This is a genomic window from Bacillus sp. Xin1 (assembly GCF_013314535.1).
Lineage (GTDB): Bacteria > Bacillota > Bacilli > Bacillales > Bacillaceae_G > Bacillus_A.
In genome coordinates this window covers 125,210-138,602 of the sequence record NZ_JABUAE010000010.1, presented here as the reverse complement: position 1 = coordinate 138,602, position 13,393 = coordinate 125,210, and the positions used below count along the sequence as shown (strand labels likewise).

At 36.9% G+C, this 13,393-nt stretch carries 10 protein-coding genes; 4 read left to right on the top strand and 6 right to left on the bottom strand.

Features of this window, described 5'->3' with window-relative positions:
- Nucleotides 1–350: 350 nt before the first annotated feature.
- A complete protein-coding gene (locus HRG09_RS12220) occupies nucleotides 351–1,511 on the bottom strand; it encodes a chromate transporter (RefSeq protein WP_174101056.1) in 1,161 nt (386 codons plus the stop codon).
- 228 nt (nucleotides 1,512–1,739) lie between these two features.
- Between HRG09_RS12220 and HRG09_RS12215 the strand changes: the two genes are divergently transcribed.
- A complete protein-coding gene (locus tag HRG09_RS12215) occupies nucleotides 1,740–2,168 on the top strand; it encodes a CHRD domain-containing protein (protein ID WP_174101055.1) in 429 nt (142 codons plus the stop codon).
- Nucleotides 2,169–2,206: 38 nt separating this feature from the next.
- On the opposite strand, the gene HRG09_RS12210 is transcribed toward HRG09_RS12215, so the two are convergent.
- The 3 genes from HRG09_RS12210 to HRG09_RS12200 all read right to left on the bottom strand — a co-directional run bounded on the left by HRG09_RS12210 (nucleotide 2,207) and on the right by HRG09_RS12200 (nucleotide 6,996).
- Nucleotides 2,207–4,891 (bottom strand): sigma-54-dependent transcriptional regulator, encoded by a 2,685-nt coding sequence (locus tag HRG09_RS12210; RefSeq protein ID WP_174101054.1) that lies wholly within the window; start codon nucleotides 4,889–4,891, stop codon nucleotides 2,207–2,209.
- Between the two features lie 101 nt (nucleotides 4,892–4,992).
- Nucleotides 4,993–5,730, bottom strand: coding sequence for a polysaccharide deacetylase family protein (locus HRG09_RS12205; protein WP_174101053.1), 738 nt, complete (start codon nucleotides 5,728–5,730; stop codon nucleotides 4,993–4,995).
- 192 nt (nucleotides 5,731–5,922) lie between these two features.
- Nucleotides 5,923–6,996: a glycosyltransferase family 4 protein gene (locus HRG09_RS12200; RefSeq protein ID WP_174101052.1), complete on the bottom strand. Its 1,074-nt coding sequence runs from the start codon at nucleotides 6,994–6,996 to the stop codon at nucleotides 5,923–5,925.
- A 645-nt stretch (nucleotides 6,997–7,641) separates the two neighbouring features.
- Here HRG09_RS12200 and HRG09_RS12195 point away from each other — a divergent pair.
- Nucleotides 7,642–8,964 carry a UDP-glucose dehydrogenase family protein gene (locus HRG09_RS12195; protein ID WP_174101051.1) on the top strand — a complete coding sequence of 441 codons (1,323 nt, stop codon included), beginning with the start codon at nucleotides 7,642–7,644 and terminating at the stop codon, nucleotides 8,962–8,964.
- A 276-nt stretch (nucleotides 8,965–9,240) separates the two neighbouring features.
- Nucleotides 9,241–10,359: a non-hydrolyzing UDP-N-acetylglucosamine 2-epimerase gene (gene wecB, locus HRG09_RS12190; RefSeq protein ID WP_174101050.1), complete on the top strand. Its 1,119-nt coding sequence runs from the start codon at nucleotides 9,241–9,243 to the stop codon at nucleotides 10,357–10,359.
- Nucleotides 10,360–10,423: 64 nt separating this feature from the next.
- Here the strand turns inward: wecB and HRG09_RS12185 are convergent, their stop codons facing one another.
- Both HRG09_RS12185 and HRG09_RS12180 read right to left on the bottom strand, forming a co-directional pair.
- Nucleotides 10,424–11,539, bottom strand: coding sequence for an LCP family protein (locus tag HRG09_RS12185; protein WP_174101049.1), 1,116 nt, complete (start codon nucleotides 11,537–11,539; stop codon nucleotides 10,424–10,426).
- Between the two features lie 28 nt (nucleotides 11,540–11,567).
- Nucleotides 11,568–12,206 carry a YigZ family protein gene (locus tag HRG09_RS12180; protein ID WP_174101048.1) on the bottom strand — a complete coding sequence of 213 codons (639 nt, stop codon included), beginning with the start codon at nucleotides 12,204–12,206 and terminating at the stop codon, nucleotides 11,568–11,570.
- 240 nt (nucleotides 12,207–12,446) lie between these two features.
- On the opposite strand from HRG09_RS12180, the gene HRG09_RS12175 reads away from it, so the two are divergent.
- Complete coding sequence (locus tag HRG09_RS12175) at nucleotides 12,447–13,289, top strand: DegV family protein (protein WP_174101047.1); 843 nt, start codon at nucleotides 12,447–12,449, stop codon at nucleotides 13,287–13,289.
- The last annotated feature ends 104 nt before the right edge of the window (nucleotides 13,290–13,393 follow it).

Here is a 13,393-nt window from a genome sequence, read left to right as displayed (position 1 = left end):
AGTGAGAGGAGGTCTTTTTTTGTTTCAAAGCCGAAACTTATACTCATTCCATTCTCACTCTTTCTTCTTTAATCTATCAGGTTATATATTTCTACAAACAAAAACACTTCTCCTATAAGAGAAATGTTTCTTTACATATTCAAAACCCTACTACAATCAAAAGGGCGCCAAAAATCATATGAAGCGACCGCAAAAAGTAAGACAGTCTTTTTGTCATGATTTGGCGGATCGTTGGTATCTTGTGAGAAATAGTCGATATATTTGAAAAATCGCCGATAAAATTTCATGTACTAATCCACACCACTCAAATCTCAAAAATTTACCATGTTTCTTTCTAGAATTTTATATGGCTAGATTATAGACAGAACATAGCCACTTAAAGCGCCAAGAACAACAACGGTCCATGGTGGTGTTTTCCAAAATGCTAATAGGCAAAATAGGAGAGAAGCGATGACAAAGTCAGCCGTACCTATGATGGAGCTTGTCCAAATTGGATTGTAAAAGGCTGCTAGTAAAATGCCAACAACAGCAGCATTAACGCTAAGGAGTGCACCCTGTATATAAGACAAGCGTCTAACTTGATCCCAAAATGGCAGCACGCCAATGACTAGTAAGAATGCTGGAAGAAAGATAGCGATTGTCGCAAGAGTAGCTCCTAGTGTCCCGCCTAGTATAGTTCCTATATAAGAAGCGAATGTAAAGAGAGGACCTGGGACGGCTTGTGTTAAGCCATATCCTGCTAAAAATTGTTCTTTTGTCATCATGCCATTTAATACAAATTCATTTTCGAGAAGAGGAAGAACGACATGTCCTCCGCCAAACACAAGTGAGCCAGAGCGATAGAAACTATCAAACAGGGCAATCCAGTGCGAGAATGGTCGTAATATTGGCAGCAAAAATAATAAACTAAAAAATAGTAAGAGGCATATGGCACCTGTTATACGTGAAACAGGAATATGCGTTTTGCTAGCAGGTTGAATTTCATGCTTACGATATAAGAGCCAACCGACAAGACCAGCGAGTAGAATAAGCGTAACTTGTGTCCAAACACTTGGAAATAATAATGAAATTGCAGCAGTAATAATTGCAATGGTAGCTCGGTTTCGATCCGGTGTTAATTTCTGTGCCATTCCCCATATTGCATGGGCGACAATTGCTACTGCTACAAGTTTTAGCCCATGAATCCAGCCAGCTTCTCCTACGTGAAATTGCTGGAGTAGTGAAGCAAAAAAGACAAGAACGAGAACTGATGGGAGTGTAAAGCCGGCCCAAGCAACTATGGCTCCAAGGAGTCCGCCGCGTGATAAACCGATGCCAATCCCAACTTGGCTGCTTGCAGGACCAGGGAGGAATTGACAGAGCGCTACTAAATCTCCATAACTTCGCTCATCCATCCATTTTCGTTTTTGTACATATTCGTGATGGAAATAACTAAGATGAGCGACAGGTCCTCCAAAAGAAGTAAGGCCTAGTTTAAGTGATACGAGGAAGATTTCTAGTATTTTTTTCAAGGTAACCTCCTAAAGAAATTTCAATTCTAGATGCATTATACAGGAAGCAGCACAATGGAAGGAATGCTTATTATGTAATGTTTTTGTAAATATTTGCGAAGAGGAATCAGATATCTCATAAAAAGAGCTATTGAAAGAGTCATAATTGATCGTGTCCCGGCAATAAATTAGTTAGAGAGATACCAGAGCTATTCGAGTTGAAATTCATATAAGGAGAATGTTGCTAGTATGACAAAACATTTCGTTGCTAAGCTGAAAGGTGGTAATGAATTACCTCCTGTAAAAACAAAGGCTTATGGGGTCGCAGAGCTTATTTTTAATGATACTTTTACAAAATTACATTATAGGGTCATATTGAAAAATATTGAGAAGATAACATCTTGTCAAATCCATTTAGGGAAAGGGAATCAGGTAGGGCCAGTGGTTTTATTCTTATATGGACCTGTAAAGCACGGAATTAGCGTGAATGAAGGAACGATAACAGGTGTGGTGTCTACTGAAGATTTAGAAGAAGGACCTTTGCAAGGGAAGACGTTTGAGAATCTTATGCAGGCAATTGACGAAGAAAATGCATATGTAAATGTTCATACGAGGACATTTACAAAGGGAGAAGTTCGTGGGAGGATAAATGAATATAGCCCATCTATGAGCCGATAAGTAAACATGCCCGTGAATATTAATATTCACGGGCATGTTTACTTTATTTTTTTTTTTTTTTCTGGTTGATTCTTTATGAAGAAGTCCATCACGTAAAAAACTTCATCGTCTGGAATCTGCACGCCAAATGTGTTTTCAATTGGTTGCAATGCTTTTTTGACTTTCATATACATCCAGTATTCATCTTGTCTACTCGCTTCTTTGTCAGGATAAGGGAGTAGCTTTTCTCCCTTTTGAAGCCGGTCAATCATACAGCTCATATGCAAAATAACTCCCATTAAACTATCGGGGTTTAATTGTAAGGAGATGAGCTCTTGAATTGTATTTAATGCGTACCGAATTGTTTTGATTAGGAGAGCCCCATCATCACGTTGCATTTGTTGTCCGAGAATATCAGCCATTTTTGCATATGTTTCTTCATACGTAATTAATTCTTGAATCGGCTGAATAGCTTTATAGTTTATAATGTCTTGGAAATGATAGGTTAAACATGGTACCTGTACGTCAAAATTTGTGACAATACAAATCATATTGCGTTCTTTCTTTATATTTTCGATCATTTTTGTTAAATCTTTTTCATGAACGATACTAATAGGAATAATTTCTATTAAATCTTTATCGAATCGTAAATAGTTTTCAAGCATTTTTTGAATAGCTAGCGCGCTTCCTTCTCCTGTTAAACAAGCTGTTAAAATAACTGATTTCATTGGAGCAAGCGGCTTTTTCTTTTCTTCTTGTACATTCAGGTAAAACGGTGTTAAGTTTTTCACCGTTTCATATAACGTGTCTAATGAGTAGCCAAGTTGTGCTTTTCTTGCTGCTTCTAATACGTGTGGTGTACTTGTCATAGAGAGAACACGTACAGGGATATGAAATTCCGTTTCCAGTATATCCCCGATATAAGCAAGTGAGCCCATATCGACAAGTAAGAGAAGACCATTTATATGTCCTAGCGTTTTCATGTATACCTTTACTCGTTCTAAAAAATCTTTCGGCGATTCATGAAGCGGCATATCAATGCCTGTTACTTCATCAATACCGAGAAGTTCATTCGCGACATTTGCCATCTCTGTTGCGATACCATTGCCGTGAGCTAAAATTAATACTTTTACTTCTGCTTGGGAAGCAGGAATAGGGTCAACGACGAAAAACATCGTTAAAAATCCAGCTTCATCAATTGGCATTGTGATTTGCAGTTCATCTTCTAAAAGTTGAATACACTGCATAGCGACTGAGAAGGCTTCTTTATATTTCGTGCGAATTTGATTGAGCTGTGGGTGATGAATTTGTTTCCCACTCTGTAAACGTTGTAGAGTTGTCTGTACATGTAAACCTAAAGCAAGAAAGACTTTTTCATCGAATGTCTTAGATAAATGTTTTTCTGCTAGTTCAGCTATTTTTTCGCACACAGAAACAATATTACGATCGACAATTTTAAAGACGTTTTCATGATTTGTCTTTTTTGATATTTGATTAAAATAATGAACGAAAAAGCTTTGGATATCATTGTCTATTAATAACTCTAATTCTTCTTCTTCAATCCCACGTGCTTGAAGTTCTTCATACTTATGATCGATGTAATCATAAATGGAAGAACTTGTATCCTCTGTTTTATGTCTACTCCATCCTTCGTCACCCGTAAATACAAATGTTTCGTTTGGCACTTGATACAAATGACGGCTTTTTCTTTCGATAAATAAGCCTTCCTTCATGTACCATGGCAAATCAGTGCTAGAAACGCGCACATAATCCCTTTTCTTTGTAACGAAGTCAGAATAGGCTTTTGCGCAGGCAATTTGTACATCTGTTTTTAATTGTCCAATGTTATTTGGACATTGATAAAAGACGAATGCGCGCATTGCATTTGGGCTGACATGAATTTCTTTTCGCAGACGAATCGCTTCATTTGTAAAAAAGAACTGTAATAGTGCGAAGCGTTCCTGATGTGTTCTCTCACGAAGTGGCGGAAGCGTTACTGTCATCGGAATTCGTCTTGTAAATGTTTTGAGTAAAAAAGAGTTCGGCTCTTCTGTTGTTGCAGTAATAATTAATACTTGTGCTCGGCGCTCGTTCTCTGTCTCTCCAAGGCGACGATACACACCGCGATCAATAAATGTGAATAGCATTTCCTGACCTTCTGGAGGAAGGCGGTGCACTTCATCCAAAAAGAGAATTCCTTCATGGGCTTTTTCGATTAATCCTTTTTGGTCACTTGCACCAGTGTAAGCACCCTTTTTGATCCCGAAAAGTTGTCCAAGCAGGAGCTGTGGATTATTTGCGTAATCTGCACAGTTAAAAACGATAAACGGTGCATCTTTTGGCAGCTGATTGACTTCAATCGCGTATTCATGCATTAAAGAAGCAAACATAGATTTCCCGACACCCGTTTCTCCAAGTAGCAATGTATGCATACCATTTGGAGGATAGAGTACAGCGGCCTTTGCCTTTTCAATGGCAATTTTAAGGCTTGTATTTTCTCTAGCAAAAGTATCGAGTGAAGTGTCATCTTGTGAAGGCGTTTCCATATGAGAGTTAGTTCCTAAATAGAAACGGACAGGGCGTGTTCCTGTTTTAGATAAACGACCATCTTTCACAAGTTTATTTAAATCGCTGCTTACATTTGCACGGTCTAGCTGTAGAAGTGTAGCGAGTTCAGATGCTGTTACACCTTCTGAGTAATTCCCCTTTTGCATTGCATTATAAATGAGGTCCATTCGTTTCATTTTCTTCACCTCGAAACTTCATCACTATTTAAAATTTTACACAAAAATGGGAAGTGTGGGAAGAGGAAAGTATAAACAGCCCTAGTATTATACTAAAGCTGTTACAATCTTGTGTCCTTCCAGAAGTTTACTTCTAAATGGGAAGAAGGATTATAAGGAAGAAGTGTATATCCTTTTGCCTTAAGATAGTCAATTACCTTTGGAAGAATTTTCACTGTGACGCTAGAATCATGCATTAAAATAACTTCCACTTGTTCGTCGCTTTGGTTCATGACTCGGTCTAGTATAGCAGAAGGATTATGATGACTTTTCCAATCATATGTATCGATTGTCCAATCCCACATTTTGTACCGAGCAGAAACAAGTGCATCGCGATAATTCTTTTTTAAATAAGGCATACTACCGTATGGAACACGAACGAGGTGTGTATCCAAATTTGTGGTGCGGCGGACAATAGAACGGGTTTGTTCCATTTCGGTAATTAAAGCAGTTGGATCACCAGTATATAAACGTTTCACATCATGGGACATGCTATGTAAACCAATATAATGCCCTTCGTTAATTAAACGTTTCATTGTTTGTGGGTAATGTGAAGCCTTTCCACCAATTATAAAGAAAGTTGCTTTCCCTTGTTTCTGTTTTAAGATATTTAAAATTTGTAATGTGTATTTATTTGGTCCATCATCAAATGTTAAGTATGCAATTTTTTGCGGAAGAGCCGCGTCCTGAATCATAGAGTCATGTATAAGTGGGGAGTTAGCGGCTGCTTCAGTATAAGATATCGAACATGTAGTAATGCTTAGGAATATAATCATCCATTGAAACATTTGCTTTATCAAAATACTCACCCTCAGTCTAACAGTCATGGAGAAGGAGTTAAGATTGTAGTCTCATTATCCTCTTTATATGTATATCTTCTCCAATAGAAGAGCTCTCAAACAAACTATATTTTGGAAATGAAAAATAGCACCCTTTCTCAAAAAGAAAGGGTGCTATTTGAATATTTTTTGCTAAAAAAGGCTATACTACAATTATTCTTCGCGTTTTTTCACTTTTTTATAGAAGGAAATAATTGGTTTATAACGTTCGTGCACAAGACCGATTACTTCTGCTACGATTTCAGTGAAGAAGATTAAAGCGAATAGAAGAATAATGGATAACCATAACGTTGCACTAGAGAAAATAATCGCATTTACGCTAAAGAAAATACCGAATGCGTAAATGATAAGTACCGTCGTGCGATGAGAGAAGCCCATTGCTAATAGACGATGATGTAAGTGCGATTTATCTGGCGCAGAAATTGGTTTTTTATTCACAACTCGTCTAATAATCGCAAACAGTGTGTCGAATATAGGTACACCTAAAATAATAATGGGAACAAGGAAGCTGAATAATGTTACGCTTTTGTATAGTCCAAGTAATGAGAGAACAGAAATACAATATCCTAAAAATAGTGCGCCTGTATCTCCCATGAAAATTTTAGCTGGATGGAAGTTATAGAATAAAAATCCAAGTGTACTTGCAAGAGCAATTAATGCTAATGGTAAAATAATGACAGCACCAGTTCCCATAGGACTAGTGAAAGCCATATATGCTAACGTTGCAAGAACAATGGATGAAATTCCAGCGGATAGTCCGTCTAATCCATCAATTAAGTTGATAGCATTTGTAATACCGACAATCCAAAATACCGTAATTGGATATGCAAGTATGCCAAGTTCAGTATCTCCTAAGATTGGAATATACAATACCTGTACTAATAATCCACTTTTTACAATAAGTGCAGCAACTAAAAGTTGCCCACCGAATTTTACTTTTGCCGATAATTCATACATGTCATCTAAAATACCGATAATGACAATGATAACAGCGCCTAAACTAATTGTTACCATTCTTTGTTCATATAATCCACTAACAAAGAATCCAACAGCTACACCAATAAAGATTGCCAGTCCACCTAGACGAGGCATGATTTTTTGGTGTACTTTACGTGCGTTTGGCTTATCAGTCGCTCCAATTTTAAATGCTAATTTAATGACCAAAGGAGTAACGACTAATACGGTAATGAAAGATGCCAAAATGGCATAAATCACTTGTGAGTCCATTAATACCCCACCTTTTATATTTTAACGTAGTTTTTTAATTATTTTTCTGAAAATTATGATGTTTGTTTACAGGCTCATAACATATGGTATCACAAAAAGATTAGAATTCAATCTTTTTTTCTATTCACTGTAATTGGAAATAGATAAAATATATGACAAATTTATCGTAAATGTGATGTCGTGTAAGGGGCTTTCAATATATTTTATCATTCAATTCTATCGTATGGTTTTGAAACCAAAGTACAGAGTTATGACATATATAAGTCTGTTCCTAGTACGGATGGTAGGATGTGACCGATTCTCTTTACTATAAGTGTTGCACGTTAAAATACGTACGTTTCGCGTTAAAATATGGAAACGTTAAATGTGCCAGTAATAAAGTGATTTGTAAAGAAAAGTGTCCAAATGGAGGACGTTATTTTACAAAATCTTAAAAAAAGATAGAGCAGACGTCTCATATAATAGGGAGTGAGAGCTCCTATCATATTTCATTTCGTTTTTGAAAGCCATTGCCTTATATTCATTTTTAGAATGAAAGGAGGAAGCACAGGAGTGTTGTCATTCACAAAAAATGTACATTTCTTGTCTTGCTACTTTTATACAGTATTCTCACAAAAATGTTAAGAATCCTGTGCGGAAAATATAATGAAAATTACGGTGATAGGTACCGGATATGTTGGATTAATTACTGGGGTGGGATTAGCGACATTGGGCCATGATGTTACTTGCTTTGATATAGATCAAGGGAAAATCGCGCGAATGAAGCAAGGAGAAATTCCAATTTATGAACCTGGTCTAGAACAATTGGTAGATGTAGCAGTCCAAGAAAGGCGGCTAGTATTTACATCAAATCAAATAGAAGCATTCAAACATGTAGATTTTATATTTATAGCAGTGGGCACACCATCTTTACCAGATGGAACGGCAGATTTAACATATATTCGTAATAGTTGTTATGAGATTGGTATATATATAAATTCAGATGTGATTGTGATTACAAAAAGTACGGTTCCGGTTGGCACGAACAATCAAATGAAAGAATGGATTCAAGAGAAGCTACAAGCGCGACATACTATACATATGGTATCCAATCCAGAGTTTTTACGTGAAGGTTCCGGTATACATGACTTCTTCCATAGTGATCGCATCGTGATAGGAGCGGAGACAAGAGAAGTTGCACAAAAGATAGAGAAGTTATACAGTAAGCTATCGATTGAAACATTTGTGACAGATATTCGCAGTGCTGAAATGATTAAATATGCTTCAAATGCTTTTTTGGCTACGAAAATTAGTTTTATAAATGAAATTTCTAATATATGTGAGAAGGTAGGCGCAGACGTGTTAGAGGTAGCAGGCGGCATGGGAATGGATAGGCGAATTGGTTCTCAATTCTTACAGGCAGGTATTGGTTATGGTGGTTCATGTTTCCCAAAAGATACAAATGCTCTCGTCCAAATTGCAGGTAATGTTGCACATGATTTTCGGTTATTAAAAGCAGTAATTGAAGTGAACAACAAACAACAAATGTTACTTGTTCGGAAAGCAAGAAGTGTAATGGATATGAGGGGCAAGCGAGTTGCGGTGTTAGGGGTGGCTTTTAAGCCAAGTACAGATGATATTAGAGAGGCGCCGTCTCTTCCCATTATAAAGGAGTTAGTAGAGATGGGAGCAAATGTAATTGCATATGATCCACAAGCTATTTTGCATGTGCAGCGATTGTTTGGAGATGAAATGAAATATACAACGGATTTAGATGAGGCAGTCACAGGGGCAGAAGCAGTGTTTATTGTAACCGATTGGGAATGCATACGTACGTATCCACTAGAAAGGTATGTGAAACTTATGTGTGAACCTATTTTATTTGATGGGAGAAATTGTTATACTGGGGAGGATATTGAGAAACATAGAATGGATTACTATTCCGTTGGAAGAAAGAGCATTCGTAATAGGAGATGTTCTACCATTTAGTAAGAACGCTTCCTTTTGTCCTTTTGTGTTCTCATATATAATGGTGAGTGTAACAATACTATATAAAATCCATGGTGATTTGCTGGCATATAAATTGCGGCTATGAAAAACAAAAGAGATCTCCACTTGTTTTCTTCTTTTGTTTTCATTTGGCATGGGGCGAAAAAAGGGTCTGACTGTTTCTATGCATGGCCGGACGCTCTCTTTCACCTAAAAGAGAAGATTTTATGTTAGTTTTTCATATATTGTAACTAGTGAAAGAAAAGAGGCAGTGAAATGACTGAACGTTTAAAAGTAATGACGATTTTTGGAACACGTCCAGAAGCGATTAAAATGGCACCTCTTGTGTTAGAGTTGCAAAAACACCCTGAGCAAATTGAATCAATTGTGACAGTGACAGCACAGCATCGTCAAATGCTAGATCAAGTATTAGATATCTTTGGAATTACGCCGGATTTTGATTTGAATATTATGAAAGACCGTCAAACATTAATTGATATTACAACACGTGGTTTAGAGGGTTTAGATAAAGTAATGAAGGAAGCAAAGCCAGATATCGTTCTTGTACACGGTGATACAACAACTACTTTTATTGCGAGCCTTGCTGCTTTCTATAATCAAATTCCAATCGGCCATGTTGAAGCTGGACTTCGTACATGGGATAAATATTCTCCATACCCGGAAGAAATGAACCGCCAATTAACAGGTGTAATGGCAGATCTTCATTTCTCTCCTACAGCAAAATCAGCAACGAACTTGCAACAAGAAAATAAAGATGAAGCACGTATTTTTGTAACAGGAAATACAGCAATTGATGCACTAAAAACGACAGTAAAAGAAGAGTATAGTCATCCGGTACTAGAGAAGCTTAGAAATGACCGACTTGTACTTATGACAGCGCACCGTCGTGAAAATTTAGGTGAACCAATGCGCAATATGTTCCGTGCAATTAAGCGCCTTGTTGAAAAATACGAAGATGTACAAGTTGTATATCCAGTTCATATGAATCCTATTGTGCGTGAAACAGCTAACGATATTTTAGGAGACCATAACCGCATTCATTTAATTGAACCGCTAGATGTAATTGATTTCCACAATGTTGCAGCGCGTTCATACTTAATGCTAACAGATTCTGGTGGTGTACAAGAGGAAGCACCTTCCCTTGGTGTACCGGTTCTTGTTCTTCGTGATACAACAGAACGTCCAGAAGGTATTGAAGCAGGAACTTTAAAATTAGCAGGTACAGACGAAGAAACAATCTTTACACTTGCAGATGAATTATTATCTAATAAAGAAGCGCATGAAAAAATGGCGCAAGCATCTAATCCTTACGGTGACGGTCTTGCTTCAGAGCGTATCGTAGAAGCAATTTTACAATATTTTGATAAAAAGTAAGTAAAAAAGAGCCGAGCCTCATATCTGTCGATAGAGGTTTGGCTCTTTTCTTTCCCGTCTTTATTTAATTTTGCTGGTGGTTGCGCATGAGCCACTCTGCATTTGCGTCCGTAGATGGAGGCGGCTCTTGTTCTTTTTTATTAGTAGATGAATTTGTTGTATTTGTATCAGAGTTAGAATTTGAATTGGTTGTGGTATTGGCATTTTTATTTGTTTGATCTTGTTCTAAGTTTTTTAAAATTTCATTACGAACAGTTTGAAGGTTCGCTTCATCCGGGATAAAGTAATAAATATCGTTTAGTTTTTTATCCTCACCTTCTAATTTAAGCGTTTGGATGTTAGAAGGGTCGAATCCCGATAATTTATTGTATAAGGCAAGTCCATCAGACACAGGTACATCAGTTTTCACATATTTTCCAACAACTTCTGCCAAGTCTTTAATTTTAAAGACTGTGGAAGCAGAATTTAATTTATGGACAACTGCAGCAAGTACTTGTCGTTGCCTTGTAGCGCGGCCGTAATCTCCATTTGGATCTTGTTTTCGCATGCGGACATAAGCTAATGCTTCTTCCCCATTTAACTCTTGCTGTCCTTGTTTAAATTGAATCAGCTTATAGTAATCTATATCAGACCGTTCCTCGAAATCGAAAGGAACATCGACTGTAATGCCACCAACAGCATCAACAATACCTTTAAAGCCCTTGAAATCGATTTTAATATAATGGTCAACAGGAACATGTAAAAAGTTCTCGACCGTTTCTAATGCCATTTTTTCTCCGCCGTAAGCATGTGCTGCGTTAATTTTGTCTTTTTTATTTTTTCCAGCAATCGTAACGCGTGAATCACGTGGAATGCTCATGATAGAAACATTTTTTGTTTTTGGGTTAATTGTTGCAAACATAAGCGAATCTGTTCGTCCGTTTTGTCCATCGGTCGCATAATCTTCAATTCCCATAATAAGGACGCTGAAAGGTTCTTTTGTGATTTCTACATCTTCCGCACGCAATTTTGATTTATCACGAGTGAAGCCACTATACATCTCCATGAGAGAAGAATAGGAATTAAACATGTAGAGTCCTACGCTGCTGATTAGTCCTATAAAAAAGAGATAGATGAAAAATCTACGTCTACGCTTCTTTTTAATTCTTCTCTTCTGGAGATGATGATAACGCTCTTCCATACATAATCTCCTTTAAAATTATATGTTATTATTGCATAATGTCTTGTTCTAAATACAACATATTGTCTTCTTTTATTGTACATTTCCCATTTGTTAATTCAATCATCCAGTCAGTAAAAATTTGTTTTTGATCCTCTTCTACATAAGTATCGAATGTAACATTCTCTAGGTAATGTATATCTTTAATCGCGTAGGCTGAGTGTCGTAATTCATTTTCAACTTTACCGAGCAGCGTATAATCAACTTCTGTCTTTATAATGCGCATTAGTTTTCGCTCTACAATTCCGACGTGATTAAGCCCTTCGCTTGTGCATTTTCCATATGCACGAATTAAACCGCCAGCACCAAGTTTGATACCGCCAAAATAACGTGTGACGACAACGACTGTATCTTTTAGACCGCGCTTTTTTAATACTTCTAACATAGGAACACCAGCAGTTCCGCTCGGTTCACCATCATCATTTGCCTTCTGAATTTGATCACGTTCACCAATTAAATAGGCAGAGCAGTTATGCGTTGCATTCCAGTTTTGCTTTTTAATTTTTTGAATAAATTCTTGAGCTGCTTCTTCTGTTTTCGCTCGGCTTACATAGCAAATAAACCGTGACTTTTGAATGACAATTTCGTGCTCACCGTAGCCTTTAATTGTTAAATATTGTAATAGCAATGGTATACGCTCCTATCTTCCAAAATGACTAGTACTTTTTATTGTAAAAGGGTGAGTTTTCAGATTCAAACATTTTTTGTAGAAATATAGCAAATTATATTATAAATATAACGTTTTTGTTGTAAATTGCCCAAGTGTTGATTATAATCTTAAATCGGCATTTTTCATACATTAATGCACCTTTTCCTATTTTCGTGTAAAATTAGGAAATAAAAACTTTTTTATAAGGCAGGTACGAAAATGAGAACAGCTATTGTTACGGATAGTACAGCATATATACCGAAGCATATTCGTGAAGAACTCAATATACATATGATCCCATTAAATGTAATTTTTGGGACGAACTCTTATCAAGAAGAAGCAGAAATTACAGCGAATGATTTTTATGTGAAAGTACGTGAACATGAAGAACTTCCGAAGACTTCTCAACCAGCAATTGGGAAATTTGTGGAGCTATTTGAAGAGTTGGCAAAAGAATACGATGCGGTTATTAGTATCCACCTTTCAAGTGGGATTAGTGGTACATATCAAACGGCAACGACAGCAGGGCAAATGGTTCAAGGAATTGACGTATATACATATGATTCTGAAATTAGTTGTGAAGTACAAGGTTTTTATGTGCGTGAAGGTGCAAAAATGGCGAGCGAAGGAAAAGCGCCAGAAGAAATTTTAGCTCGGTTTGATGAAATGAAACAAACAATAGATGCTTATTTTGTTGTGGATGACTTGCATCATTTGCAACGTGGTGGTCGTTTAAATAGCGCACAAGCATTTATCGGTAGCTTATTACAAGTAAAACCGGTGCTATATTTTAGAGATAAAGTGATTATTCCGTTTGAAAAAATTCGCACGCGCAAAAAGGCGTTAAAGCGTATTGTTGAAATCTTTGATGAACATGCGAGTAAAGGTATGCCAATGGAAGCTGTTATCATTCATGCAAATCGTGAAGAGGAAGCAAAAGAGTGGCAGCGCGAGCTAGAGGAAAAGTACCCTCATGTTACAATCCGCATCAGTTATTTTGGCGCTGTAATTGGAACGCATTTAGGAGAGGGATCACTAGGTCTAGGTTGGTATACAAAATAATAAAAGTGTAAAAGCTCTCTTTTTGTAGAGAGTTTTTTTACGGATATACGTATGCCTATTTGACAAGTTAATATTTGGAAGTAAAATTTAACTTATATAAATGC